The sequence below is a fragment of the Kytococcus schroeteri genome (assembly GCF_002847825.1).
Lineage (GTDB): Bacteria > Actinomycetota > Actinomycetes > Actinomycetales > Dermatophilaceae > Kytococcus > Kytococcus schroeteri.
The window spans coordinates 84,099-108,339 of sequence record NZ_PKIZ01000009.1 but is presented as its reverse complement, the minus strand read 5'-3'; the positions used below and the strand labels follow the sequence as shown (position 1 = coordinate 108,339).

The following is a 24,241-nucleotide window of genomic DNA, read 5'->3' as shown; positions in this document are numbered from 1 at the left end:
AGGTGCGTGCAGCGGTTCTTAGACAGCTCCACTCTCGCAACAGGAGGCCTTCACCTGTCAGCGAGTCACGCAACAACGTCCCTGGACATCACAACTAGGGGGACCGCAGCGGGCCCGGACCCGGCGGTCCACACCGCACCGGGCACCACCTCAGCGGGCTGCGCCGTCCTCACCGACCAGGCGCCGGTGCGCGGCGGCCAGGCGGATGAAGCCCTCCACGTCCAGCGCCTCGCCTCGGGTCCGCGGGTCGATGCCGGCGGCCACCAGCGCCGCCTCGGCGGCCTGCGCCGAGCCCGCCCAGCCCGCGAGCGCGGCGCGCAGGGTCTTGCGCCGCTGGGCGAACGCGGCGTCCACGCAGGAGAAGACCTCCTCACGCCGCACGCCCACGGCCGCCTCGTCCCGCGGGGCCACGTCGATGCGGGCGAGCCCGGAGTCCACGTTGGGCGCCGGCCAGAACACGTTGCGGCCGATGCGGCCGGCCAGCCGCGTGGGGCCGTACCAGGCGCACTTGACGCTGGGCACGCCGTACACCTTGGAACCCGGTGCGGCGGCCATGCGCTCGGCCACCTCCAGCTGCACCATCACCAGCACGGTCCGCAGGCTGGGGAAGCGCTCCAGGAAGGTGAGCACCACCGGCACGGCGATGTTGTACGGCAGGTTGGCCACCAGTGCCGTGGGCGCGGGGCCGGGCAGCTCCGTCACCTGCAGCGCGTCGTCGTGCACCACGCGCAGGTCGGCAGCGCGGTCGGGCGCCATCGCGGCCACGGTGCCGGGCAGCGCCTCGGCCAGGCGCGGGTCCACCTCCACGCAGGTCAGCGAGGCCACCGACGGCAGCAGCGCGAGGGTCAGCGAGCCCAGACCGGGCCCCACCTCCACCACGTGGTCCTGCGCGCCCACCCCGCTGGACCGCACGATGCGGCGCACGGTGCCCTTGTCGATGACGAAGTTCTGCCCCCACTGCTTGGTGGGGCTCACACCGAACCGGTCAGCCAGCTCGCGGATCTGGGCGGGGCCCAGCAGGCCCTCGTCGGGCGCCTCCACCGGCACCGTCCCCTCGGGCTGCGGGGTGGTCACCACGGCCCGTACACCCGCTCGGAGTTCTCCGAGATCGCCTGGCACAGCTCGGGCACGGACACGTTGAGTGTGCTGGCCATGGTGCGCACCGTGAGCGGCACCAGGTAGGGCGCGTTGGGGGCGCCGCGGTGGGGGTGCGGCGTGAGGTACGGCGCGTCGGTCTCCACCAGCAGGTTCTCCAGCGGCACCACGGCCAGGGCGTCGCGCAGGTCGCGAGCGTTCTTGAAGGTCACCGTGCCGGCGAAGCTCAGCATGTAGCCGCGCTCCACGCACTCCCGCGCCATGGAGATGTCGCCGCTGAAGCAGTGCAGCACCGTCCTGTCCGGCGCCCCCTCCTCGGCCAGGATGCGCAGCACGTCCTCGTGCGCGTCGCGGTCGTGGATCTGCAGCGCGAGCCCCAGCTCCTTGGCCCTGTCGATGTGCCAGCGGAAGCCCTCGGCCTGCACCGCGCGCCCCTCCGGCGGGGTGCGGAAGTAGTCCAGCCCGGTCTCCCCCACCACCCGGATCCGGTCGCCGCGCAGGAGCCGGTCGATCTCCTCCAGCGCCGACTCCAGCTCACCGCGCTCGGCGAGCACCGGCACCTCGTTGGGGTGCAGCGCCACGCCACCCAGCACCTCGGGGTGGCGGGTCACCACCTCGGCGGTCACCCGCGCGGACTCCAGCTCGCACCCGATCTGCACCAGGCGGTCCACGCCCACGGCCCGGGCGGCCTCGATGACGCCGCGCACGCCGCCACCGGCCCCCTCGCCGCCCATGACCACACCGTCCCGCTCGATGTCGACGTGCGTGTGGTTGTCCACCACCGGGATCGGCAGCGGCTCGGGCAGCGGCGGGGCCTCGGTGCGCCGGGGGCTGGTGTGCGGCACTCAGCGCTCCCCGGTGGGGCCCTCGGCCGGGGCCGAGGTGGTCAGCTCGCGCTCGCGCTGCACGGCCTCGTCGTCGAGCTTGCGGAAGATCGGCGTCGGCTTGGCCACCGGGGCGCCCACCACCACGTCGCGTGGCTCCCAGCGCACCCCCGTGGTGTAGTCGCCGGTGATCACCGGGTAGACGCGCGAGGGGTCGTCCAGGTCGGTCACCTCGTCGATGCGGGGCAGCGGCGCGACGGTGGCCCCGCCACCCAGCGCGGCCTCCACCTCGTTGGCCGAGTGCGGCAGGAAGGGCGCCAGCATCGTGTTGAGGTCGGTGACGGCCTGGGCACAGGTCCACAGCACGGTGGCCAGGCGCTCGCGCTGGTCCTCGCCCTTGAGCTTGAACGGCTCGGTGGTCGAGATGTACGCGTTGGCCTCGCCCACCAAGCGCATCGCCTCGGCCAGGGCCTGGCGGTTGCGGAAGCGCTCGAGCAGCTGCCCCACGGTCGCGAACCCGCCGCGCACGGCATCGAGCAGGGCGCGGTCCTCGTCCTGCAGCTCCGCGGGCGCCGGCACCTCGCCGAAGTTCTTGGCGATCATCGAGGCGGTGCGGTTGACCAGATTGCCCCAGCCGGCCACGAGCTCACCGTTGGTGCGGCGCGCGAACTCCTCCCACGAGAAGTCCGCGTCACTGGTCTCCGGCGCCACGGCCGAGAGGTAGTAGCGGATGGCGTCGGGCTGCTGGCGCTCCAGCACGTCGCGCACGTAGATGACGTGCCCGCGGGAGGTGGAGAACTGGCGACCCTCGAGCGTCATGAACTCCGAGGAAACCACCGCGGTGGGCAGGTTGAGCTCGCCGAACGGCCCCGGCTCCCCGCCCTTGCTGCCCTGCCCGTTGTGGGCGAGCAGCTCGGCCGGCCAGATCTGGGAGTGGAAGACGATGTTGTCCTTGCCCATGAAGTAGGCGCTGACGGCCTCGGGGTCGTTCCACCAGGCGCGCCACGCCTCGGGGTCACCGCTGCGGCGGGCCCACTCGATGGAGGCGCTCAGGTAGCCGATGACGGCGTCGAACCACACGTACAGGCGCTTGGGAGCGTCCTCCCAGCCCTCCAGCGGCACCTTGATGCCCCAGTCGATGTCGCGCGTCATGGCGCGGGGACGGATCTCCTTGAGGATGTTGCGGGAGAACGCGATGACGTTGGGGCGCCACGCACCGGAGGCCTCGCGGCCCTCGAGCCACTCCCCCAGCGCCTCAGCCAGGGCGGGCAGGTCGAGCAGGAAGTGGTTGGTCTCGACGAACTCCGGGGTCTCGCCGTTGATGCGCGAGCGCGGGTCGACCAGGTCGGCCGGGTCGAGCTGGTTGCCGCAGTTGTCGCACTGGTCGCCGCGGGCGGAGGTGTCGCCGCAGATCGGGCAGGTGCCCTCGATGTAGCGGTCCGGCAGGGTGCGGCCCGTGGACGGGCTGATGGCGCCCAGCTGGGTCTGCTCCACGAAGTAGCCGTTGTCGTGCACGGCCGTGAACATCTGCCGCACGACCTCGTGGTGGTTCACCGTGGTGGTGCGGGTGAACAGGTCGTAGGACAGGCCCAGGGCGGTGAGGTCCTCGCAGATGGCCCGGTTGTTCTCGTCGACGAACTCCTGCGGCGTCTTCCCCGCGGCCTCGGCCTGCACGAGGATGGGCGTGCCGTGCTCGTCGGTGCCGGAGACCATGAGCACGTCGTGTCCGGCCATGCGCATGTAGCGCGAGTAGACGTCCGAGGGCACCCCGAAGCCGGCGACGTGGCCGAGGTGGCGGGGACCGTTGGCGTAGGGCCAGGCGACGGCCGAGAGAACCTTGCTCATGGCGCCCGAGTCTACGAGGCGAAGGGCGCGTACTCCCGGTGCGGGCGGCGACGACCCGACAGGCGCTTGAACCGTCGCCAGAGGGACCACACGATCCACCCCAGCACCACCAGCACCACGAGCACGAACAGCGGCGCGAAGACCGCCACCACGCTCAGCGACACCGCGGCCACGTCCTCGGCGAGGGAGACCACCGGCGTGCCCACGCCCACGGTACTGGCGTTGACCGCCGGGCGCGCGGCCGCCTTGCCGGAGTGCACGATGCCGGCCACCACGATGCCCGCGATGACGCCCACCCACGGGTGCTCCGCCATCCACTGCGAGTTGTCCAGGCTCTCGGCGGCGGAGGTGGCGGCGAAGACCAGCCCACCGGTCATCGGCCGGATGAAGGTGCCCACCGCGTCGTTGACGTGGTCCACCACCGCCACCTTGTCCACGGTGACCTCCACCAGGAGCAGCACCGCCGCGCCCACGATGGCCCACCAGGACTCGATCCAGGCGAAGGAGGGCGGCAGCGTGACGAAGGTGGTGAAGCGGGCCAGACAGGCCACGATGAGGAAGGGGATGTAGGCGTTGAAGCCCGCAGCGGCGGACAGGCCGAGGCCGGTGAGGGCTGCAAGCACGTGGGTCTCCTGAACGTGGTGGCGACGGGGGCACCTCTGTGCTCCGTGGGCGCCGCCCCCATGGAATCGCACCGGGGGACGCCGCCTTCCCCGCTTTGCCATTTCGTGCCCGGTTCGTTGCAGAGTTGTGACGTCGGGCGATGATGGGCGCATGACCTCCGGAGCCCTCGTCCTGGCCGCGACCCCCATCGGAGACCCGGCGGACGCCGCCCCGCGCCTCTCGACCGAGCTGGCCGGTGCCGACCTCGTGGCCGCCGAGGACACCCGTCGCACGCAGCGGCTGGCGGCCGCCCTGGGCGTCACCGTCTCGGCCCCGCTCGTGAGCTACCACGAGCACAACGAGGCCTCCCGCACCCCCGAGCTGGCCGACCGCATCGCCGCCGGGGACCGCGTGGTGCTCGTGACCGACGCCGGCATGCCCTCGGTGAGCGACCCCGGCTACCGGCTGGTGCAGGCCTGCGTGGAGCGCGACCTGGTGGTGACCTGCGTACCCGGGCCCAGCGCCGCCCTCATGGCGCTGGCGGTCTCCGGGCTGCCGGTGGACCGCTTCTGCTTCGAGGGTTTCCTGCCGCGCAAGGCCGGCCCCCGCGTCGCCGCCCTGCGGGAGCTCGCCGAGGAGCGCCGCACGATGCTCTTCTTCGAGGCACCCCACCGGCTGGCCGACACCCTGGGTGCCATGGCCGAGGCCTTCGGTGCCGACCGCCCGGCCGCCGTCTGCCGCGAGCTCACCAAGACCTACGAGGAGGTGCGGCGCGGGCCGGTGGCCGAGCTGGCGCAGTGGGCCGTCGAGGGGGCCCGCGGCGAGATCACAGTGGTGGTGCAGGGCGCGGCGGCCCGCGCGGCCGACCCCGAGCAGGCCGCCGCACAGGTGCAGGAGCTGGTGGCCCAGGGGGTGCGCCTCAAGGACGCGTGCAAGCAGGTGGCGGCGGCCACCGGGCTGCCCTCCCGCGCGCTCTACGAGGCAGCGCTCACCGCATCGGACTGAACTCACCGCCTCGGGCCGAGGGGTACGGCCCCCGCCCGGCCCACGCGAAGGGGCCCCGTCCACCGGTGCGGTGGACGGGGCCCCTTCGGGCGCTGCGGGTCAGCGCTGCTTGCGGTCCCAGTGACGGAAGCCCGCCGCCACGGCCGACTCCTCGTCGGCGAACCAGACCTCGGCGCGGGTGTTGGCGTAGCCCGGGCTGTCCTCGGTGTGGAACAGGCCCGAGTCGGCGTTGCCCTTGATGGCCCAGCCCTCGGGGCCGGAGCCGTCCTCGGCGGGGAGCGCCGAACCGGGGCCGTAGGGCGAGTCGGCGTCGGCCGCGTCCTCGCCGTCGACCACCGGGATGGCCTGGGTGTGGTCGGACGCGCCGGTCACCGGCTGCACGTCGTCGTCCAGGTCGTCCTCGCCCAGCGGGTGGGCGCCGGCGCCCTCCTCGTCGTGGACGTCGACCCGGTCGGCGTCGGCGTCGGCCTCGACCAGCTCGGCGTCCTCGTCGTGGACCTCGTCGGCCACCACGGCGTCCTCGTCGTCACCCAGGGCGTGGGCACCGTCGGTCTCGGCGTCGACCAGGTCGACCTCGTCCTCGCGGACGTCGTCCCGCTCGGTGTAGAAGCCGCGACGGTCCGCCTCGGCGTCCTCGTCCACCTCGATGCGGTCGGCGTCGTCGTCGACCTCCACCTCGTCCTCGTCGTCCACACCCAGGGAGGCCAGGTGGGCGTCGTACTCACTCGCCGGGATCACCCGCGTGACCGTGCGCACGGACCACAGCCAGGTGACCAGGGCGCCCAGCGCGAAGGCCAGGAGCATCAGCAGCCAGTTCACTCGTCGTCTCCGATCTCACGTGCGCCGGGAAGGTCGGCGAAGGCGGCCTCCTCGGAATCCGCCGGGACGGTCATGCCCACGACCACGTACATCGCCAGCGCGCCGACGACGAACGCCACGAGGTACCAGAGCCACTCCATCAGGAATTCACCCATCGGTCCTCTCCTCTCACTTCACCTGGATGGTGACGCGACGGTTCTTGGCCCGCCCGTCCTCGGTCTTGTTGCTCGCGACGGGCTGCGACGCGGCCGCGTTCTTCTGCTCGATGCGGCTGTTGTCCACACCGGCCACCACGAGGGCCTGCGCGACCTTCTCGGCGCGGTAGGCGCTGAGCTTCTCGTTCACGTCGCCCCCGACGTTGTCGGTGTGCCCGATGACCACGACGTCGAAGTCGCAGCCGGCCAGCTTGGCACCGATCTGGCCCGCGGCCAGAGCGGAGTCGCCGTACAGGGCGTCGCTGCTGGACGGGAAGCGGATCGGGTTGGCCGCGTTGACGCGGTCCATCGAGACCTTGGCGTTCTCACAGGTGAGGTCGCCGATGGCGGACACCGGGGCCGGGCCGGACGGGCTCGGCTTCGGGGTGGTCGGCTCGGGCTTCGGGGCCTCGCTGGTGGGCGACGGCTCCGGGGCGGAGGACTCGGTGGGCTCGGACGTGCTCGGCTTCGCGGTGGGCGACGGCTCGGCCGGCTTGCTGGACTCGGTCGGCTCCGAGGCACTGGGCTCCGGGGCCTCGCTCGAGGACTGCGACGGGCTCGGCTCGGCGGGCTTGCTCGACGCGGCCGGCTCCGACGGGCTCGGCTCGGCCGGGGCCGGCTTGCCGCCGACGGTCAGCTCGTTGGTGATCCTGGCGTCCGGGTAGACGGTGGCGAACTCCTTGGCCACGGTCTTGCGGGCGGCCTCGTCGGCGACCTCGCCGGAGAGCGTCAGGGCGGAGGCGTCACCGGACACCGTGAGGCCCTCGCCACCGGCCTTCAGCGCGTTGGTCAGCGCACCCAGCTGGGCGCCCTCCACCAGCGGCGCCTTCTCGTCCACGGACACCTGAGCGTCCACGGTGCGGCCCTCGTTGGCGTCCTCGACGGCCTTGACGAGCGCGTCCTTGTCGGACTCGCTCGGGGCGGAGGCCGTGAAGGTGACCTTGTCCTTGTCGCCCTCGTAGGAGACCGAGTCGGCCGCCACGGCGTCGCCGGAGTCCTGCACCGAGGAGGAGGTCTCGGCCGCGGTGGTGGTCTTCTCCTCCGCCGGCTCGTCACCGCCCTTGTCGAGCAGGCTGCCCAGCAGGGCCAGCAGCAGCGGGATGGCCAGCAGCGCCAGCCACCACCACCCACCCAGTCCACGGCGGTAGCGGCGGGAGACCTCGTACCACTCCTCACCCCCGTCGTCGACCGCGTCGTAGCGGTCGACCTCGTCACCGTCGCGGGCATCGAGGTGGTCGCCCTCGCCCCACTTGTCACTCATGAGTGCTCCTTCGTCCGCCGTGCTGGGAGTGGCCGGTCTCGTCCCCCGCGGCGGCCCGGGGGACAGAAGTCCTGGGCAGAGGATATCCGCTGCACCCCACGCTTCCGGGGCGGGCGCGACGGCGGTTCGCCACGCCCTCGCGGCCCCGTCCCGGGCGGCTCGGCCCGGCCCGCGTGCGCGGTTTGTGAACTTGGTGGCGCAGACTGCTCCGTGGCCCCACCCCCGATCCGAGGACGTCCATGCACCGCATCACCCGATCCCCCCGCTGGGCCCTCCCGGCCGTGGCCCCGGTGCTGCTGGCCGCCTGCTCCGGCGCCGACGAGGTCCCGCAGTCCCACGGCGCGGAGACGAGCACCAGCGCCCCCTCCGCCTCCGGCGTCGGCCAGGCCGAGGCGGCCGGGGGCGACCACGCCTCGACGGAGCCCGAGCCGCAGGTCCTCGACTGCCTCGGCGAGGGCACGATGGTGCGCCCGCCCACCCTCAGCCTCGACTGCCAGGACACCAACGCCACCCTGAGCAAGCTGCAGTGGGCGGAGTGGGACGCCCGGAGCGCCAAGGGCACCGGGGAGTTCAGCGTGAACAACTGCCAGCCCAACTGTGCCGAGGGGACCCTGGAGAGCTATCAGGTGGAGGTGGAGGCCCCCGAGGTGAAGACCTCCGAGGCCGGCAGCGTCTACACCTCGATCGTGGTCCACTTCGTGGACGGGCGGCCGCTGGGCTCCACCTCGCAGGAGACCTACGAGCTGCCCCACTGAGCGTCGGCGGCCTGGAAGCGCAGCACCGTGCGCGCCCCGCCGGTGCGGGCCCGGTCGAACTCCACCGTCGCCCCCATCGTGGCCGCCTGCTTGGAGATGATGGTCAGGCCGAGCCCGGTGCCCTTGCTCGCCCCGCTGCCGTGGAAGCGCTGCGGGCCGTGCTCGAGGATCTCCGCGGGGTAGCCGTCCCCGAAGTCGTCCACCACCACCGCGCGGCGCACCACGGTGATCACGCAGTGACCGCCCCCGTGGCGCTGCACGTTGACCAGCAGGTTGGCCATGATCCGCTCGAAGCGCCGCGGGTCGATGAGGACCTGCTGCGGCGACTCGCCCCGCAGCTCCACCCGCTCGCACGGGGCGGAGACCGCCAGGAAGCGCACCGTGCGGTCCACCACCTCGCCGAGGTCGTGCTCCTCCAGGGTGGCCACCTCCGACCCGCTCTCCAGCCGGGAGACCTCCAGCAGGTCCTCCACCAGGCGCCGCAGCCGGCCCACCTGCGTGCGCACCAACGTGGCCGGGCGCCCCTCGGGGAGCAGCTCGACGGCACTCACGAGCCCCGTCACCGGGGTGCGCAGCTCGTGCGCCACGTCCGCCGTGAAGGCGCGCTCTGCCGCCAGGCGGCTCTGCAGGGTCACCGCGAGGGTGTCCACGGCCCGGGTGAGCGCGGCCACCTCGTCACGTCCGCCGGTGTCCGTGCGGGCCGTGGTGTCCCCCTCTGCCATGGCCGTGGCGGCCGTGGCCGCGCTGCGGAGCCGGCTCGAGAGGGCGTTGCCGAGCGTCCAGGCCGCCGCCGCGGAGATGGCCGAGGCCAGCGCCAGGGAGAGCAGCAGGGTCCGCAGCCGCTCGGCGTCCTGCTGGCGCAGCATGTCGTCGTCCAGCTGCACGGTGAGCAGCACGTCCTTGCCGAGCCGCTCGGTGGCCCACATCGTGTCGCCGTCGTAGTAGCTCCGCCGCTCCCCCTGCTCCATGCCCTGCACGAGCTCCCGGGGCGGCACGTCCGGGTCGGCCGTGGCACCGCGGCGCACACGCCCGTCCAGCCGGTAGGAGGCGCTCACCGTGTCGAGCCGGCTCACGGCCTGCTGGCGCAGGTTCTCACGCGCGGCGTCCGAGGCCTGCGAGGCCAGGAGCACCCCCAGGCCGGCGCTGGTGACCATCGAGACCAGCAGCACCGCCAGTACGATCCGGGTCCGGATGGAGTCACGCCAGCGGGTGCCCCCCAGTCGCTGGTCCCGACGAGCGCTGCGGCCGCTCACCCGCATCGGGCCGGTCACCGCCGCGTCGAGGCGGTGGGTGGGGATGCCGCCGGTGCGGCGCCTGGGGGCCTCGGGGTCCCCGGAACGGTCCGGGCTCACGCATCCACCAGCTTGTAGCCCGCTCCGCGGACGGTGACGATGCGCTCGGCGCCGATCTTGCGGCGCAGGCGCTGCACGGTGACCTCCACGACGTGGGTGTCACCCCACGAGCCGATGTCCCACACCATCTCCAGCAGCTGGTGGCGCGAGAGCACCCGGCCGCGGTGGTCCAGCAGCACCTCCAGCAGGCGGAACTCGGTGGCGCTCAGGCTGATGGTCTCCCCGGCCTTCTGCACCACCATTCCGTCGCGGTTCACCGTCAGGTCCGCCACCCGGATGGTGGTGGTCGTCGGCTCGGTCGGCACGGTGTCCACCCGGCGCAGCACCGCGCGGAGGCGGGCGGCCAGCACCTCGCCGTCGAAGGGCTTGGTCACGTAGTCGTCCACGCCCACCTGGAAGCCGGCGAGCTGGTCGTGCGGCAGGTCGCGCGCGGTGAGCAGCACGATGGGCAGGTCGGAGTCCTCCCGCACCTTGCGAGCGAACGTGATGCCGTCCATGCGCGGCATCATCACGTCCACCACCGCCACGTCGAAGCGCTCACGGCGCAGCGCGTCCAGGCCGTCCACGCCGTCGGCGGCCGTGGACACGGAGAACCCCTGGCGCTCCAGCACCAGGGCGGTCGTCTCTCGGAGCATCTCGTCGTCCTCGACCAGCAGGACGTGGACGTTCTGGTTCACGGTCACGGGGCCACAGTAGGAGGCGGGCGTGCTCACGCGAAAGTTGTGAACGTCCTGTGAGCAACGCGTGCGAGACGTGAGATGTGGCCGGGTTTGTATGGGACACATCGAGAGCGAGGGACACGTTCTCGGCCGCCGGCCTTCTGGAGGAACGCCGGAGCGGCACACAAGGGACAGGGAGCCACCGTACTGAGGGGTCCGGTGGCTCCCTCTCTTGTGCCCCTCGACCGGGTGGGGGAGCACGTACGGTGGGGGGCGTGAACTTCGAGAAGGTCGTCTTCGGTTTCTTCGTGCTCCTGGCCGCCACCCTCAACCTGGGTTACGTGACGGGGGACATCAGCGATCCCGACCTGCACAACTCCTACGAGCTCTACGCCGCCCTCGTGGTCAACCTCGTGGCCGCCGTGCTCAAGCTGGGCGACCGCACCCACGTGGGCGCGGTGCACCTGGCCGCCAGCCTCGTCTCCTGCCTGCAGCTGCTCGCCGCCACCGCCGTCTGGGTGTGGATCGACCAGGGCCGGGACGCCCCCATCGACGCGCAGGCCATGTCGTCCGTGGTGTCGCTGGCCATCGGCGCGCTGCTGGCCAACCTCGTCTCGCTGGTGATCCTCGTCATCGAGACCGTGAACTACCGCGGCCGCTGAGGTCCACCCCGTGGTCAACCCCCTGACGCGGATGACCGCCCACCACCGGGCGGCCCGCCCCGAGTCCCGCCGCCGCCGCGAGGTGGAGGTGCCCGTGGACGACCAGGCGCGGGAGGTGGTCAACGCCACCCTGCGCGGCCTGCGCGCACCGCTGCTCATGATCGTGGCCGTGTTCACCTTCTGCGTGGTGGGCCTCTCGCTCATGCCCGGCGTGGACGCCGACGGCAACCCGCACCGGCTCTCACTGTTCGACGCGTTCTACGTCATGAGCTACACGGCCACCACCATCGGCTACGGCGAGGTGCCCAACGAGTTCACCATCCCCCAGCGCATGTGGGTGGCCGGGTCGATCTTCGCCTCGGTGTTCACCTGGACCTACGCGGTGACCGCGATGTTCTACACGCTCACCGCCCCCGGCTTCCGCGAGGCCACCTCCGAGCTGCGGCTCATGCGCTCGCTGCGCCGCACGCGCGACCCGTTCTACATCGTGGTGGGGCACGGCCAGGCCGGCACGGGCGTGGTCGAGGGCCTCGTGGCGATCGAGCGCGACGTGGTGGTGGTGGACGGCGACGCCGAGCGGCTCGAGCGGATGGCGATGGGGCGCCGCGGCGGACGCGTGCTGGCCCTGCACGGCGACGCCCGCAAGGTGACCACCCTCGGCACCGCCGGGCTGGGCAGCCCGTGGTGCCACGGCGTACTGGCCATGACCGAGGACGACGAGACCAACCTCGCCATCGTCATGACCGTCAACCTGCTGCGCCCGGACGTGCCCGTCATCGCCCGGTCGACCAGCCGGGTCATGGCCGACCGGATGCAGGACTTCTTCCCGGAGCACGTCATCAACCCGCTGGACGAGTTCGGCACCTACCTGACGATGCAGCTGCGCAAGCCGTCGGTGCACCGCCTCGCCACCTGGCTCATGAGCCCTCCGGGCACCGAGCTGGAGGAGCCCCGGGAGCGGCTCGACGACGGGCCGTGGGTCGTGGTGAGCGACGGCGAGTTCGGCGAGGAGGTGAGCCGCGACCTCACGCGGGCCGGGCTGGAGGTGCGCGACGCGCGCCCCACCGGGGAGCTGGTGGACCTGCACGACGTGACCGGTGTGGTGGTGGGCGCCGAGAGCGACATCGTGAACCTCTCGGTGGCCGCCCGGGTGCGCGAGGCCAACCCGGACTGCTTCCTGGTGCTGCGGCAGAAGACGCTGGGCCGCCGCTCCACCGTGAAGGCCTTCGCCCCCGACGCCACCTTCCACCCGGCCGAGCTCATCTCCCGGGAGGCGCTGGCCTACCTGGTGAGCCCCAACTACTGGCACTTCGTGCGCAAGGTGATGGAGCGCGACGAGGAGTGGGGGGCCCGGGTGCTGGAGGACCTGCAGGCGCGCGTGGGCACGCAGACCCCGCAGGCCGCACGGCTGGACGTCACCGAGGAGAACGCCCCCGCCCTGGTGCGCTGGCTGGAGGGCGGGCACATCACCCTGGAGCAGCTGCTGACCCACCCCGAGAGCGGGGAACCGCTGGAGGTCTACCCGGCCGTGCACGGCCGCGGCCGGGAGCGCACCGCGGCCCCCGCCCCCGGCACCTCGCTGCACCTGGGCGACTCGTTGCTGGTGCTCGGCACGGCCGAGGGCCTGGGCGAGCTCACCTCCACGCTGTACAGCGACGCGGACGTGGAGAAGCTGGCCACGGGCGTGCACGTGCCGCACACGTGGGTGTTCCGCGCGCTGCGGGGCCGCCGGACCACCCCGCACCACACCCTGCCCAAGGGCGTGCGCCGGCGCCGGTCGCGCCTGGACGACCGCGACGACATCCGCCGCCTGGGGCGCTGAGGCTCAGCCGACCGGGGTCACCAGGCCGTCCGGCACCGCGCGCAGCCTCGCCCCCGCCGGGTCACGCCCCGCCCGCGGTACCGGCCGCCCTCGTCGTGGTCCGCGACACATCGACGGCGCAGTACCGTGCCGCGCCGGGGTGGGTCCGGCGGCGCGGACCGGACCGGCGGGACCGGCGCGTCCAGCAACCGGGGCTGACTCAGGGGCGCAGGAGGCACCACTCCGCCACACCCGTGGGCCCCGTGCGGTGGATGAGCTCCTTGCGCCGCCCGGTGTCGGTGAAACCCCGCTTGCCGTAGTACGCGATCGCCCGCTCGTTGCCCTCGAGCACCCACAGGTAGGCGGGCCCCATCGGGAGGGCTGCGGTCAGCAGGCGGTCGGCCAGGCCCGTGCCGTGCCAGGCCGGGTCCAGGTTGAGCGCCCACAGCTCCCTCGGCGCCGGGGGGTCGTCGTCACGGGGCGGGCCCACGGAGATGAAACCCAGCACGTGACCGTCCTGCTGGCGTGCCACTCGGGTGTCCGCGACCGGGGGTGGGCCGTTGCTGCCCAGTGGGTGGGCGGCACCGGTGGGGCCCTCGTCCGCGAGGCGCTGCGCGGCCTCCCGCCACCGGGCGGCCCCGGCGACGGGGTCGAGGGAGTCCAGCACCGCATCGGGGAGGAGTCCGGTGTAGGTCGCGCGCCAGATCATCCCGTGCACCCGGGCGAGGGACTCCACATCGGCCAGCCGCAGCCGATCAACCTCCACCTCGCCCACCGCCGGACTGCCGCGCTCCTGGTCCATGGCCCGATGGTGCCACCCCCCCTGCCGCGGCGTCAGGCCGGGGTGGCCAGGGGCGCGGGCACCGAGCGGAGCAGCTCGGCGAGCTCCGGCATGAGGTCGGCCTGCACCGAGGAGGCGTGCCACGCCAGCACGATGTCCCGATGGGGTGCTGGCGCGGTGAACTCGACCGTCGCCACTCCCCCGGGGCCGCCGGGGCGGTCGACCGCCATGCGGGGCATGAGGGTCACCCCGACCCCGGAGGCCACCATGTGCCGCAGGGTCTCCAGGGAGGTGGCGCGGAAGCCGTCCATCTCCACCGCGCCGGAGGAGCGGCAGACGTCGAGCGCCTGGTCCCGCAGGCAGTGGCCGTCCTCCAGCAGGAGCACCGACTCGTCGCCCAGCACGGAGGGGTCCACCGTCTCCTGCCCGGCCAGCGGGTGGTCCAGCGGCACGGCCAGCAGGAAGTCCTCACGGAAGAGGGGCTCCACCGCCAGTCCGGGGTCGGTCAGCGGGCCGGCGAGCACCACCGCATCGAGGGTGCCCTCCCGGAGCTGCCGCATGAGGTCCGGCGTGCGCTCCTCCACCAGCAGCAGGTTGAGCTCCGGGAGGGCCTCGCGGATGCCGGGCACCACGTGCGGCAGCAGGTACGGCGCGAGGGTGGGGAAGATGCCCAGCCGCAGCGAGCCGGCCCGGGGGTCGCGGGCCTGCTCGGCGATGCGCCGGATGGCGTCGCCGTGCCCGAGCATGCGCCGTGCCCGGCCGGCGATCTGCTCGCCGGCCGGGGTGAGGCGCGTGGTGCGGCCCGCACGCTCCACGAGCGCGCAGCCCAGGGCCGCCTCCAGCTTCTTGACCTGCGTGCTCAGCGTGGGCTGGCTGACACCGCAGGCCTCCGCGGCGCGACCGAAGCTGCCGTGGTCGCCCAGGGCGACCAGGTACTCGAGGTCGCGCAGGTTCACGACGAGGCGTCCGCGGTGTCGGCCACGTCGGTGGGCTCGGCGTCGGCATCGACCACCTTGGTGCGCGCCGCGGTGTCCTCCGCGTCGCCCTGGCTGGGCGCGGAGGTGCGGATGAGGTGGTCGAAGGCGCTCAACGAGGCGGTGGAGCCCGAGCCGAAGGCCACGACGATCTGCTTGTACGGGGTGGTGGCCACGTCGCCGGCGGCGAACACGCCCGGCACGTTGGTGGCACCCCGCTCGTCGATGACGACCTCGCCGCGGTCGGTCAGCTCGATGCCGGAGTCCTTGAGGAAGGCCGAGTTGGGCACCAGGCCGATCTGCACGAACACGCCCTCGAGATCGAGCTGCTGGGCCTCGCCGGTCTCGCGGAGCTCGTACCTCAGGCCGGTCACGCGGGAGCCGTCGCCGACGACCTCCTGGGTGGCCGCACCGAGCACGATGTCCACGTTGGGCAGGGAGCGCAGCTTGTCCTGCAGCACCTGGTCGGCGCGCATGGAGTCCATGAACTCCAGCACCGTGACGTGGCCGACGATGCCCGCCAGGTCGATGGCGGCCTCCACACCGGAGTTGCCGCCGCCGATGACGGCGACGCGCTTGCCCTTGAACAGCGGGCCGTCGCAGTGCGGGCAGAAGGTGACGCCCTTGTTGCGGTACTCCTCCTCGCCCGGCACACCCATGGTGCGCCAGGAGGCACCGGTGGCGATGACCAGCGAGCGGGTGCGCAGGGTGGCGCCGGAGGCGAACTCCACGCTGTGGTGACCGCCCTCGGTCCCGGCGGTGGTGACGCCGATGGCCACCTGGGACTTCACGAGGTCGACCTCGTAGTCGTTGACGTGGCGCTCCAGCGCGGCCGAGAGCTGGGGCCCCTCGGTGTGGGAGGTGCCCGAGAGGTTCTCGATGGACATGGTGTCGTTCACCTGGCCACCCATGCGCTCGGCCACCAGGCCGGTGCGGATGCCCTTGCGGGCGGCGTAGATGGCGGCCGTGGCGCCGGCCGGGCCGCCGCCGAGCACGAGCACCTCGTAGGGGTCGGCCTCGGAGAGGCGGTCCGCGGCGGCCTGCGCGGCGTCGTCGTCGATGCGCTCGACGATCTCCTCCAGGGTCATGCGGCCGGAGCCGAAGTCCTCGCCGTCGAGGAAGACGGTGGGCACGGCCATGACGCCGCGCTCGTCGGCCTCGTCGGGGAAGGCCGAGCCGTCGATGGCGGTGTGCGTGATGCCCGGGTTGAGCGTGGCCATGAGGTCCAGCGCCTGCACCACGTCGGGGCAGTTCTGGCAGGACTGGCTGAAGAAGGTCTCGAAGTGGTGCTCGCCGCGGATGTTCCGGACCTGCTCGATGGTGGCGGCGGCGGCCTTGGACGGGTGGCCACCGATGTTGAGCAGGGCGAGCACCAGCGAGGTGAACTCGTGGCCCATCGGCAGGCCGGAGAAGGTCACGGCCGCGGCGTGGTCGTCGGCGGCGCGGATGGTGAACGAGGGGGTGCGCTGCGCGCGCTCGTCGCCCTCGGCCTCACGGGCGGTGACGAGCTCGGACATCTCCGCGATCTCGGCGCACAGCTCGAGGGTCTCGCGGGTGGTGGCGTCGGTGGCGTCGGCCTCGACGGTGGTGAGCAGCTCGACCGGACGCTTCAGGTTGTCCAGGAGCTGACGGAGCTGGGTGGCGAGGTTCTTCTCGAGCACGGGGTCCTCCAGGGGTGCGTGGCGTGGCGTGGCGGGGACGAGGGCGCAGGGGCGGGTGCACCGCATCGGGTGCGGGTGGTGGGTGCACCGACGGCGGCCGACCGGCACCTGGCCGGCCCGACCGCCGTCGGGTCAGGGGTCGACGCCGTCAGGCGCCGAGGGCGGTGTCGCCGATCAGATCTTGCCGACGAGGTCCAGCGAGGGCTCCAGGGTCTCGGCGCCCTCCTCCCACTTGGCCGGGCAGACCTGGCCGGGGTTGTTGCGCACGTACTGGGCGGCCTTGACCTTGCGGACCAGCTCGGCGGCGTTGCGGCCGATGCCCTCGGAGGTCACCTCGGTGAACTGGATGACGCCGTCGGGGTCCACCAGGAAGGTGCCGCGGTTGGCGACGCCCTCGTCCTGGCGCAGGATCTCGAAGTTGTTGGCCAGCAGGTGGGTGGGGTCACCCAGCATCGGGTAGGTCACCTTGCCGACGGTCTCGGAGGAGCCGTGCCAGGCCTTGTGGGTGAAGTGGGTGTCGGTGGAGACACCGAAGACCTCGACGCCGAGCTTCTGCAGCTCCTCGTAGTGGTCGGCCAGGTCACCCAGCTCGGTGGGGCACACGAAGGTGAAGTCGGCCGGGTAGAAGAAGAAGATGGCCCACTTGCCCTGGATGTCGGCGTCCGAGTAGTCCTTGAACTCACCGTTCACGAAACCGGTGGCCTGGAAGGGCTTGATGGTGGTGTTGATCAGCGACATGCGTGCTCCCTCGTTGCGTTGTTGACGTCTGGGGGGTGCAGCCGACGTTCCCGACTGCGATAGCCACTGTATATGAGTCGGACGGTTTTGCATAGTCGACACCTATACCACCCCCCCACCCCCCGACCCCACCCCAGCGGCCCGTTGAGTCGTCGCTCCTCGGGGTCAACTCCCCCCATCGGCCCCAAGAGTCGACGACTCAACGGGAGGGGGGGTCAACGGGCAGCCACGCTCACTCCCCCGGCAGGGCGTGGACGATGTCGGTGACCAGACGGGCAGCGGCCTTGGCGGTGCGCGAGTCCACGTCCACCGACGGGTTGTACTCGGCCACGTCCACCACGCGAAGCTTCCCGGAGGCCGCCAGGCGGCGCACGACGGCGCTGCACACCCGCATCGGCACGCCGTAGGCCGCCGGCGCGCTCACACCGGGCGCGATGTCGGCGGGCAGCACGTCGAGGTCGATCTCCAGGTGCACGTGGTCCGCGCGGGCGAGCACCTTGTCCACCGCGGCCACGGCGGCCTCCTCGGTGGAGTCCACGTCGAGCAGCCAGGTGGCACCCAGCGAGCGCGCGGCGTCGAACAGGACGGCGGTGTTGCTCGACTCGGCGATGCCGATGACGGTGTAGTCCAGCCCGCGGCCGGCCCCCTGCTCGGCCTGCGCCATCTGCAGGAAGGGGGTGCCGCTGCTGGGCTCGGGGGCCTCGCGCAGGTCGAAGTGCGCGTCCAGGTTGACCACGGCGGTGCGGCCCATCGCCTCGGGGGTGCCGTAGCGCTGGGAGCGCGCGCGGCCCAGGTAGCAGCCCCACGCGGTCTCGTGGCCACCGCCGAGCACGACGGTGAGGTCGTCGGCGTCGAGCGAGGCGGCGATGGCGGTACCCACGGCCTCGTGACCGGATTCGAGGTCACGCCCCTCGTAGCCGGTGTCGCCGTGGTCGGTCAGCGCGAAGGGCCTGTGGGCGGCCATGCCGGCCAGGGCGCCGCGCAGCAGCGGCGGGGCCTCGGCCGCACCCTGGCGGCCCTTGTTGCGGCGCACGCCCTCGTCACTGGCGAAGCCGACCACGCCCACGCGCGGGCCGCCGTCCGTCGCCCCGGCCGCGACGTGGTGCCAGCGGCGGTGCTCGGGGCCGGGGCCGTCGTCGCGGCCGGTCCAGGGAGCGGGGGCGGAGGACTGCGAGGCGTCGGTGGTCATGGGGCCATTGTGGCGCGACCGGGCGGGGCGACCGCCAGCCGGCGAGGACCCTCCCATGTACTTAGGCAGTCTTACTATGAGATAGCCTCACTACCATGCGACACGGCCCCGAGGACCTCGCCACCGCCCACGCCCTGCGCGGCGCCCTGCGCGAGGTGGTGGTGATGATGCGCGGCCTCGACCACACCGAGGCACTCAGCACCTCCCAATCCACCGCGCTCACCGCCCTGCGCGAGGGGCCGCGCACCATGGGCGAGCTCGCCCGCATCGGGGGCATGCGCCTGCCCAGTGCCACGTCGATGGTGCGGCGCCTGGCCGATGCCGGGTACGTCACCCGCACCCGCGACGAGGCCGACCAGCGCGTGCAGCGCGTGCACCTCACCGAGGAGGGACGCGCCGCCCTGGCAGCCAGCGACGAGCGCCGCGCCGCCTACCTGGCCGATGCCATGGCCACCCTCAGCGCCACCGAGCGGGAGGCACTGGCCGCCGCGGCACCCGCCCTGCAGGCGCTGGCCGCCGCGGCCGAGCGCCCCTGAGCCTCGCCCACCGAGGAACCCGTCCCACCGAGAGGAGACCCGTGCCCACAGCCACCCACCACCCCTCCGCCGAGGAGGTCGCCGCCGCCGAGCGCACCTCGATGCTGCGCCAGCCGCCCGCCGTGTGGGCCACCGCCCTGGCCAGCGTGTTCGCCTTCATGGGCATCGGCCTGGTGGACCCGATCCTGCCCGCCATCGCGGAGAACCTGGACGCCACGCACTCGCAGGTCTCGCTGCTGTTCACCAGCTACTTCGCCCTCACCGCGGTGATGATGCTGGTGACCGGCTGGTTGAGCTCCCGCATCGGCGGGAAGCGAACGCTCCTGCTGGGCCTGGCCCTGGTGGCCGTCTTCGCCGCCCTGTCCGGCACCTCCTCGACGGTGGACCAGCTGGTGGGTTTCCGGGCCGGGTGGGGCCTGGGCAACGCCCTGTTCGTGGCCACCGCGCTGGCCGTCATCGTGGCCGTGGCCAGCGGTGGGTCGAGCGTCGCGATCATCCTCTACGAGGCCGCGCTGGGCGCTGGCCTCTCACTGGGCCCCCTCCTGGGCGCGGTGCTGGGCGGCTGGCACTGGCGGGCCCCCTTCTTCGGCACGGCCGTGCTGATGACGGCGGCCTTCGTGGCGCTGCTCGTGCTGCTGCCCGACCTGCCTCGCCCGGCGCAGCGCACGCGGCTGTCCGACCCCCTACGCGCCCTGGGACACGGCGGGCTGCGCATCGTCTCCACCAGCGGGGCGCTCTACTACTACGGCTTCTTCACGGTGCTGGCGTTCGTGCCGTTCGTGCTGGACGCGGGCCCGTACACGATCGGCGCGGTGTTCTTCGGGTGGGGCTTGGCGCTGGCCCTCACGTCGGTCTTCCTGGCCCCGGTGCTGCAGGCGCGGTGGGGCACGGCGCGCACGCTCGTCACGGTGCTGGTGCTGCTGGCCGCGGACCTCGGCGTGACGGCCGCGGCCGCAGCCGGTGGCTCCCGGGCGGTCGTCATCGCGTGCACCGTGGCCGCCGGCGCCCTCCTGGGCGTGAACAACACGCTCTACACCGAGCTGGCCATGGAGGTCTCCGACGCCCCGCGTCCGGTGGCCTCGGCGGGCTACAACTGCGTGCGCTGGATGGGCGGCGTGGTGGCCCCGTACGTCTCCACCCTCGTGGCCGAGCGGGCCGGCGTGGCCTGGCCGTTCGTCATCGCGGCGGTCGTGGTGCTGGTGGCGGCGGGGCTCATCGGCCGCGGGGCGCGGTGGATCGGCGGGCACGAACCGGCGGTCGTCTGACGGGTCAGGCCTCTCGCAGGTCGGCGGTGTCGGTGTGCCAGGCCGCGGCGAGGGCCTCGAGGTCCACGCGGTGGTCGGCGATGCGGCATCCCAGCCCGTTGGGCTTCCAGACGATGCCCTCGTCGGCCCAGTGCTCGGCGGCCCGCGGGCGCAGGTGCGGCGGGAGGTCCCCGTCGGAGTTGGTGACCCGCCACCAGCTCACGAGGTGCCCGTGGTGGGCCATCACCGCGCCGACCTGTCGGGGCCCGGCCCCCACGATGCGGCCGACCTCGCCGTAGGCCACCACCCGCCCCGCGGGCACCAGCTCCACGCAGCGCAGCACCTTCTCCACCAGCAGCTCGTCCACGGCGGCAGCCTGCCACGGGGTGGGGCGCCTTCGACGGGACGGCACCGGGCCGGGGCTGGGCCGCCCGCACGCGAAAACCCACCCGGCACGGGAAAGGTGCTGGCCGCACGGGATGTTTCCCGGGTGACCAGCACCTTTCGCATGCGGCCGGAGGTTTCCCGTGCGCGCAGATGAGGCGGTGCGATCGGGCCGCGGTGAGGCCGGGGCGGCACGCGTCGCCGGGCGGCGCGATCGGGCCGTGGGACCGTCGCGCAGCGACTCAGGCCGCGGGGCGGGCGGCGCGATCGCGCAGCATCATCACGGCCCACACCACCAGGCCCCCGACGGACAGCGCAGCCCCGGCCCACCCGGTGGAGTGCCAACCCCACCCGGCCGCGAGCGCCGCCCCCGCCACGGCCGGCCCCAGCGCGTTGGCCGCGTTGAAGGCCGCATGGTTCATGGCCGCCGCCATGGTCTGCGCCTCACCGGCCACGTGCATGAGCCGCGTCTGCAGCGGCACCACGAGCCCGCCGCCGAAGCCCACCACGGCCACCGAGAGCAGCATCAGCCACCAGTGGTCCACCGTGAGCGAGTAGACCAACGTGGCCACCCCGATGAACGCCTGGAAGGCGCCGGCCACGGGCAGCAGCCGCCCGGCGGGGGTGCGCCCGGCCGCGAGGTTGCCCAGGATGCCGCCCACGCCGTAGGCCATGAGTACCAGCGGGATGCCCCAAGCGGGCGCGTCGGTGTTCTCCAGCAGGGTGGCCGAGAGGAACGAGTACACGGCGAACATGCCACCGAACCCGATGGCGCCCATGGCCAGGGTGAGCAGCACGTCCGGGTTGCGCAGTGCGTTGAGCTCGTGGAACGAGGTGCCGCCCGAGCGCCCGCCGCCCGGCGGCACGAGACGCCAGAGCACGGCCGCCAGGAGCAGCCCACCCACGGCCACCAGGGCGAACGGCAGCCGCCAGGTGGTGGCCTGCCCGATGACGCTCACGGTGGGCACGCCCACCACGGTGGCCACCGTCAGGCCCATCATCACCCAGGCCACGGCCTGCGCCGCCCGCTCACGCCCCATGGCGGTGGCCGCCACCAGCTGGGCGATGCCGAACAGCGCACCGTGCGGCAGACCGGCCAGGAAGCGGGCGCCGACGAGCAACGGCATCGAGGGGGCGAGGGCGGCCAGCAGGTTGCCGGTGGCGAACATGCCCAGCAGCACCACCAGCGCGCGGCGACGCTCCCAGCCGCCCATGACCACCGAGAGCACGGGGGCACCCACCACCACCCCCAGCGCGTAGGCGCTCACCGCCCGCGACGCCTGGGGCTCGGTGACGCCGAACTCCCGCGCGTAGAAGGGCAGCAGGGTCATGGCGGCGAACTCCGTGAGCCCGATACCGAAGGTAGCCGCCGCGAGCCAGAGCACGAGCGTGCGGGCGCTGGTGCGCAGGTGGGCGGAGGGGGCGGCGGGGTGGGCAGACACGGGCACGCTCGGACCAACCGAGGGTCCGGGCGTGCCATTCCGCCGCGGTGGGGCGGGGTGGGTCACACCGTCGGGCGCGACCGCTGGGGTCGGGTCGCTCAGGCGGCGTCGTCGCCGGAGAGGGAGACCTGCAGGTTGTTGCCCTGCACGTACTCGCCGGGCAGGTCCATGCCGGCGTCCTTGAAGGTCATGATCTGCGGCTCGGCGCCGAAGGCCTCACCGTAGAAGCGCATGGCCTCCTCGGCGTTGCCGTCGAAGGTGATGTACGGGTTGGGCTTGGTGGCCGCGGGGCCCTCCTGAGAGAGACTGGATGTCAACGGCGTTCACGCCAGGACCCGCACCGTGCGGCGACAGGCCCCCGGAGCGTGACGCGCCACCCACTTCTGCGAGGGGGATGGAGCCGCCTCAGAGGTCCTGCCCGAGGACCCGCGCCCGCTCCAGGTAGGGCGCCGCCTCGGCGTCGCGCCCCTGCCGCTCCAGCGAACGGGCCAGCAGCACCGCGGCATAGGAGTCCTCGGGCCGCTCGGCCAGCATCTCCCGGGCCATGTTCTCCGCCCGCGTGAGCTGCGCGGAGTGGAAGTACGCGCGCGCCAGCAGCAGCCGCACCTCGGCCAGGCCGTGCACCGCGTCGGCCGTTCCCAGCAGGGTCTCTGCCTCCACGGCGGCCTCGCGGTAGAGCTTCTGCTCGAAGAGGAACTGCGCCCGGCGGAAGCGCTCGTAGTCGTCCAGCTCGGTCATCGGCGCTCCAGCAGGCTCTGCATCCTGCGGGTGATGAAGTCGGCCGCCCACCGCGGGGCGATGCGGCTCGCACGGTCCACGAACCTCGCGTCCTTCCCGATGACCACGCGGAAGGCCCCCTCCTCCAGGGCGCGCAGGATCGCCTCGGCCGCGTCGGGTGCGCTGGTGCGGGGGAAGGACGACGCCTCGGCCGCCGCGGGGTCGTCCGCCGCCGCCCCCACGGACACCCCGGAGTTGTCCGCGATGCCGGTCTCCACCGCCCCGGGGAAGGCGACGGTCACCGCCACCGGCCCGTCCTTGAGCTCGCAGTACAGCGCCTCGGTGAACAACTTCACCGCCGCCTTGCTCGCGCCGTACGCGGCCTGCCCCGGCACCGGGGTGAGCGCCCCCATGCTCGAGACGTTGAGCACCGCCGCCTCGGGGCGGGCCTGCAGGTGCGGCAGGAAGGCCTGGCAGGTGTTGACCACGCCCCAGAAGTTCACGTCCACCACGCGCCGCACGTCCTCGACGGCCAGCTCCCCGACGGTGACGAACGGCTGGATGACGCCGGCCACGTTGAGCAGGCCGTCCACCGCGCCGTGCTCGGCCACCACGGCCTCGGGCAGCGCCTCCACGGCAGCCCGGTCGGTGACGTCCACGGCGTGGGTGCTCAGGAACTCCCCGGCCCCCTCGTTCACCGCCTCGGCGCGCGTGGCGGCCAGCCCCTCGGCGGAGCGGTCGACCGCGGCCACGCGGGCACCGGCGCGCAGCAGCCCCAGCACCACCTCGCGGCCGATGCCGTCACCGCCGCCGGTGACGGCGAACACCTTTCCCTCGAGCTGCATCTCAGTCCTCCGTCCCGTGGTCGGTCCGCCACCAGGTGTGGAAGGGGGTGACGGGGGTGGTGCGCTTGTGCCGCGAGGTGCGCCACTTCTGCTCGATGCGCTCGGCCACCTCGGCGGGCACCTCCTCGCCCTGCAGGTAGGCGTCGATGTGCGCGTAGGTCAGGCCCAGCTCGTGCTCGTCGGAGCGCAGCGGCTGGTCGTCGAGCAGGTCGGCCGTCGGCTCCTTGGCCCACAGCTGCTCCGGCGCGCCCAGGTGGCGGGCGATCTCGCGGTTCTGCCCCTTGTCGAGCCCGTACAGCGGCAGCACGTCGGCCCCGCCGTCGCCGAACTTCGTGAAGAACCCGGTGACGGACTCCGCGCCGTGGTCGGTGCCGATCACCAGCATCCGCCGCTCCCCCGCGATGGCGTACTGCGCCACCATGCGCAGGCGGGCCTTGACGTTGCCCTTGGAGAAGTCGCTGACCTGGCTGCCCAGCGCGCGGGCGTACTCGGCCTCGAAGGCGTCGGTGGCCGCCCCGATGTCGAAGGTGACCTCCTCGTCGGCGGCCACGAAGCGCATCGCCTCAGCGGCGTCGGCCTCGTCGGCCTGCACGTGGTGCGGCAGGCGCACGGCCACGAACACGGCCTCGCCGCCCTGCTCCCGGTGGCGCTCGGCTGCGAGCTGTGCCAACCGACCGGCCAGCGTGGAGTCCACCCCGCCGGAGATGCCGAGCACGAAGCCCTTCGTGCCCGTGGCCTGCAGGTAGTCGCGCAGGAACTCGACGCGGCGCTCCACCTCGCGCGCCGGGTCGATGGAGGGCTTGACGCCCATCTCGTCGATGATCACTCGCTGGAGATCGCGCATGAGGCCACCCT

At 73.0% G+C, this 24,241-nt stretch carries 26 protein-coding genes; 6 read left to right on the top strand and 20 right to left on the bottom strand.

Annotated features, from left to right (window positions below):
* Positions 1-150: 150 nt before the first annotated feature.
* From rsmA to CYJ76_RS06175, 4 genes are read right to left on the bottom strand one after another with little or no spacing between them, the layout of a single operon-like run.
* Positions 151-1,074: a 16S rRNA (adenine(1518)-N(6)/adenine(1519)-N(6))-dimethyltransferase RsmA gene (rsmA, locus tag CYJ76_RS06190; RefSeq protein WP_238138170.1), complete on the bottom strand. Its 924-nt coding sequence runs from the start codon at positions 1,072-1,074 to the stop codon at positions 151-153.
* Positions 1,071-1,940, bottom strand: coding sequence for a TatD family hydrolase (locus CYJ76_RS06185; RefSeq protein WP_070704126.1), 870 nt, complete (start codon positions 1,938-1,940; stop codon positions 1,071-1,073). Before CYJ76_RS06185 ends, rsmA begins: the two co-directional genes overlap by 4 nt.
* On the bottom strand, positions 1,941-3,764 hold the full coding sequence (gene metG, locus CYJ76_RS06180) for a methionine--tRNA ligase (protein WP_101849545.1): 1,824 nt from the start codon (positions 3,762-3,764) through the stop codon (positions 1,941-1,943).
* A gap of 11 nt (positions 3,765-3,775) precedes the next feature.
* The gene (locus tag CYJ76_RS06175) at positions 3,776-4,387 is read right to left on the bottom strand and encodes a DUF4126 domain-containing protein (protein ID WP_101849544.1); all 612 of its coding nucleotides are present in this window, start codon (positions 4,385-4,387) and stop codon (positions 3,776-3,778) included.
* 151 nt (positions 4,388-4,538) lie between these two features.
* Here CYJ76_RS06175 and rsmI point away from each other — a divergent pair, with 151 nt between their 5' ends.
* A complete protein-coding gene (rsmI, locus tag CYJ76_RS06170) occupies positions 4,539-5,372 on the top strand; it encodes a 16S rRNA (cytidine(1402)-2'-O)-methyltransferase (protein ID WP_101849543.1) in 834 nt (277 codons plus the stop codon).
* A 99-nt stretch (positions 5,373-5,471) separates the two neighbouring features.
* On the opposite strand, the gene arfC is transcribed toward rsmI, so the two are convergent.
* The 3 genes from arfC to arfA are packed head-to-tail and all read right to left on the bottom strand — an operon-like array spanning position 5,472 to position 7,646.
* Positions 5,472-6,191 (bottom strand): channel accessory protein ArfC, sunset domain variant, encoded by a 720-nt coding sequence (gene arfC / locus CYJ76_RS06165; protein WP_070705113.1) that lies wholly within the window; start codon positions 6,189-6,191, stop codon positions 5,472-5,474.
* Positions 6,188-6,346: a channel accessory protein ArfB gene (arfB, locus tag CYJ76_RS12430; RefSeq protein ID WP_168168452.1), complete on the bottom strand. Its 159-nt coding sequence runs from the start codon at positions 6,344-6,346 to the stop codon at positions 6,188-6,190. Before arfB ends, arfC begins: the two co-directional genes overlap by 4 nt.
* Positions 6,347-6,359: 13 nt before the next feature.
* Entirely contained in the window at positions 6,360-7,646 is a 1,287-nt protein-coding gene (gene arfA / locus CYJ76_RS06160) for a channel-forming protein ArfA/OmpATb (RefSeq protein ID WP_070705112.1), read from the bottom strand.
* 239 nt (positions 7,647-7,885) lie between these two features.
* Here arfA and CYJ76_RS06155 point away from each other — a divergent pair, with 239 nt between their 5' ends.
* The gene (locus CYJ76_RS06155) at positions 7,886-8,401 is read left to right on the top strand and encodes a hypothetical protein (RefSeq protein WP_070705111.1); all 516 of its coding nucleotides are present in this window, start codon (positions 7,886-7,888) and stop codon (positions 8,399-8,401) included.
* Here the strand turns inward: CYJ76_RS06155 and CYJ76_RS06150 are convergent.
* Together CYJ76_RS06150 and CYJ76_RS06145 are read right to left on the bottom strand one after the other, a co-directional pair.
* Positions 8,383-9,753, bottom strand: a complete 1,371-nt coding sequence (locus CYJ76_RS06150; protein WP_083323536.1) for a sensor histidine kinase — start codon at positions 9,751-9,753, stop codon at positions 8,383-8,385. The two genes, CYJ76_RS06155 and CYJ76_RS06150, sit on opposite strands and share 19 nt — an antisense overlap.
* Positions 9,750-10,466, bottom strand: a complete 717-nt coding sequence (locus tag CYJ76_RS06145) for a response regulator transcription factor (protein WP_237769762.1) — start codon at positions 10,464-10,466, stop codon at positions 9,750-9,752. Before CYJ76_RS06145 ends, CYJ76_RS06150 begins: the two co-directional genes overlap by 4 nt.
* Before the next feature lie 221 nt (positions 10,467-10,687).
* Here CYJ76_RS06145 and CYJ76_RS06140 point away from each other — a divergent pair, with 221 nt between their 5' ends.
* Entirely contained in the window at positions 10,688-11,074 is a 387-nt protein-coding gene (locus tag CYJ76_RS06140; protein WP_070705110.1) for a DUF6394 family protein, read from the top strand.
* A gap of 10 nt (positions 11,075-11,084) precedes the next feature.
* A complete protein-coding gene (locus CYJ76_RS06135; RefSeq protein WP_144043043.1) occupies positions 11,085-12,896 on the top strand; it encodes an NAD-binding protein in 1,812 nt (603 codons plus the stop codon).
* A gap of 199 nt (positions 12,897-13,095) precedes the next feature.
* Here CYJ76_RS06135 and CYJ76_RS06130 read toward each other — a convergent pair whose 3' ends face one another.
* From CYJ76_RS06130 to hutG, 5 genes are all read right to left on the bottom strand, one after another.
* On the bottom strand, positions 13,096-13,677 hold the full coding sequence (locus CYJ76_RS06130; protein ID WP_070705108.1) for a GNAT family N-acetyltransferase: 582 nt from the start codon (positions 13,675-13,677) through the stop codon (positions 13,096-13,098).
* A 32-nt stretch (positions 13,678-13,709) separates the two neighbouring features.
* Positions 13,710-14,612: a LysR substrate-binding domain-containing protein gene (locus CYJ76_RS06125; RefSeq protein ID WP_101849541.1), complete on the bottom strand. Its 903-nt coding sequence runs from the start codon at positions 14,610-14,612 to the stop codon at positions 13,710-13,712.
* Positions 14,609-16,291 (bottom strand): alkyl hydroperoxide reductase subunit F, encoded by a 1,683-nt coding sequence (gene ahpF, locus CYJ76_RS06120; RefSeq protein ID WP_101849540.1) that lies wholly within the window; start codon positions 16,289-16,291, stop codon positions 14,609-14,611. The genes CYJ76_RS06125 and ahpF overlap by 4 nt, the downstream gene beginning before the upstream one ends.
* A 174-nt stretch (positions 16,292-16,465) precedes the next feature.
* Positions 16,466-17,029 carry an alkyl hydroperoxide reductase subunit C gene (ahpC, locus tag CYJ76_RS06115; RefSeq protein ID WP_070703888.1) on the bottom strand — a complete coding sequence of 188 codons (564 nt, stop codon included), beginning with the start codon at positions 17,027-17,029 and terminating at the stop codon, positions 16,466-16,468.
* A gap of 232 nt (positions 17,030-17,261) precedes the next feature.
* Entirely contained in the window at positions 17,262-18,218 is a 957-nt protein-coding gene (hutG, locus tag CYJ76_RS06110) for a formimidoylglutamase (RefSeq protein WP_070703886.1), read from the bottom strand.
* 95 nt (positions 18,219-18,313) lie between these two features.
* Here hutG and CYJ76_RS06105 point away from each other — a divergent pair, with 95 nt between their 5' ends.
* Positions 18,314-18,754: a MarR family transcriptional regulator gene (locus tag CYJ76_RS06105; RefSeq protein WP_101849539.1), complete on the top strand. Its 441-nt coding sequence runs from the start codon at positions 18,314-18,316 to the stop codon at positions 18,752-18,754.
* 101 nt (positions 18,755-18,855) lie between these two features.
* Positions 18,856-20,019: an MFS transporter gene (locus CYJ76_RS06100; protein WP_083323451.1), complete on the top strand. Its 1,164-nt coding sequence runs from the start codon at positions 18,856-18,858 to the stop codon at positions 20,017-20,019.
* Positions 20,020-20,023: 4 nt separating this feature from the next.
* Here the strand turns inward: CYJ76_RS06100 and CYJ76_RS06095 are convergent, their stop codons facing one another.
* The 6 genes from CYJ76_RS06095 to nadE all read right to left on the bottom strand — a co-directional run bounded on the left by CYJ76_RS06095 (position 20,024) and on the right by nadE (position 24,230).
* The gene (locus CYJ76_RS06095) at positions 20,024-20,365 is read right to left on the bottom strand and encodes an MGMT family protein (RefSeq protein ID WP_101849538.1); all 342 of its coding nucleotides are present in this window, start codon (positions 20,363-20,365) and stop codon (positions 20,024-20,026) included.
* Positions 20,366-20,624: 259 nt separating this feature from the next.
* Entirely contained in the window at positions 20,625-21,824 is a 1,200-nt protein-coding gene (locus CYJ76_RS06090) for an MFS transporter (protein ID WP_238138169.1), read from the bottom strand.
* Between the two features lie 98 nt (positions 21,825-21,922).
* Entirely contained in the window at positions 21,923-22,141 is a 219-nt protein-coding gene (locus tag CYJ76_RS06085) for a VOC family protein (RefSeq protein WP_101849537.1), read from the bottom strand.
* 88 nt (positions 22,142-22,229) lie between these two features.
* Positions 22,230-22,562 carry a tetratricopeptide repeat protein gene (locus CYJ76_RS06080; protein WP_070705214.1) on the bottom strand — a complete coding sequence of 111 codons (333 nt, stop codon included), beginning with the start codon at positions 22,560-22,562 and terminating at the stop codon, positions 22,230-22,232.
* Complete coding sequence (locus CYJ76_RS06075; RefSeq protein ID WP_101849536.1) at positions 22,559-23,386, bottom strand: SDR family NAD(P)-dependent oxidoreductase; 828 nt, start codon at positions 23,384-23,386, stop codon at positions 22,559-22,561. The genes CYJ76_RS06080 and CYJ76_RS06075 overlap by 4 nt, the downstream gene beginning before the upstream one ends.
* Position 23,387: 1 nt before the next feature.
* The gene (gene nadE / locus CYJ76_RS06070; RefSeq protein WP_101849535.1) at positions 23,388-24,230 is read right to left on the bottom strand and encodes an ammonia-dependent NAD(+) synthetase; all 843 of its coding nucleotides are present in this window, start codon (positions 24,228-24,230) and stop codon (positions 23,388-23,390) included.
* Between the last annotated feature and the right edge of the window lie 11 nt (positions 24,231-24,241).

Excerpts from the sequence above, each read along its gene's own strand:
- metG (WP_101849545.1), bottom strand. The coding sequence starts at position 3,764 with ATGAGCAAGGTTCTCTCGGCCGTCGCCTGGCCCTACGCCAACGGTCCC.
- rsmI (WP_101849543.1), top strand. The coding sequence starts at position 4,539 with ATGACCTCCGGAGCCCTCGTCCTGGCCGCGACCCCCATCGGAGACCCG.
- arfB (WP_168168452.1), bottom strand. The coding sequence starts at position 6,346 with ATGGGTGAATTCCTGATGGAGTGGCTCTGGTACCTCGTGGCGTTCGTC.
- arfA (WP_070705112.1), bottom strand. The coding sequence starts at position 7,646 with ATGAGTGACAAGTGGGGCGAGGGCGACCACCTCGATGCCCGCGACGGT.
- CYJ76_RS06155 (WP_070705111.1), top strand. The coding sequence starts at position 7,886 with ATGCACCGCATCACCCGATCCCCCCGCTGGGCCCTCCCGGCCGTGGCC.
- CYJ76_RS06130 (WP_070705108.1), bottom strand. The coding sequence starts at position 13,677 with ATGGACCAGGAGCGCGGCAGTCCGGCGGTGGGCGAGGTGGAGGTTGAT.
- ahpC (WP_070703888.1), bottom strand. The coding sequence starts at position 17,029 with ATGTCGCTGATCAACACCACCATCAAGCCCTTCCAGGCCACCGGTTTC.
- hutG (WP_070703886.1), bottom strand. The coding sequence starts at position 18,218 with ATGACCACCGACGCCTCGCAGTCCTCCGCCCCCGCTCCCTGGACCGGC.
- CYJ76_RS06105 (WP_101849539.1), top strand. The coding sequence starts at position 18,314 with ATGCGACACGGCCCCGAGGACCTCGCCACCGCCCACGCCCTGCGCGGC.
- CYJ76_RS06100 (WP_083323451.1), top strand. The coding sequence starts at position 18,856 with ATGCTGCGCCAGCCGCCCGCCGTGTGGGCCACCGCCCTGGCCAGCGTG.
- CYJ76_RS06080 (WP_070705214.1), bottom strand. The coding sequence starts at position 22,562 with ATGACCGAGCTGGACGACTACGAGCGCTTCCGCCGGGCGCAGTTCCTC.
- CYJ76_RS06075 (WP_101849536.1), bottom strand. The coding sequence starts at position 23,386 with ATGCAGCTCGAGGGAAAGGTGTTCGCCGTCACCGGCGGCGGTGACGGC.
- nadE (WP_101849535.1), bottom strand. The coding sequence starts at position 24,230 with ATGCGCGATCTCCAGCGAGTGATCATCGACGAGATGGGCGTCAAGCCC.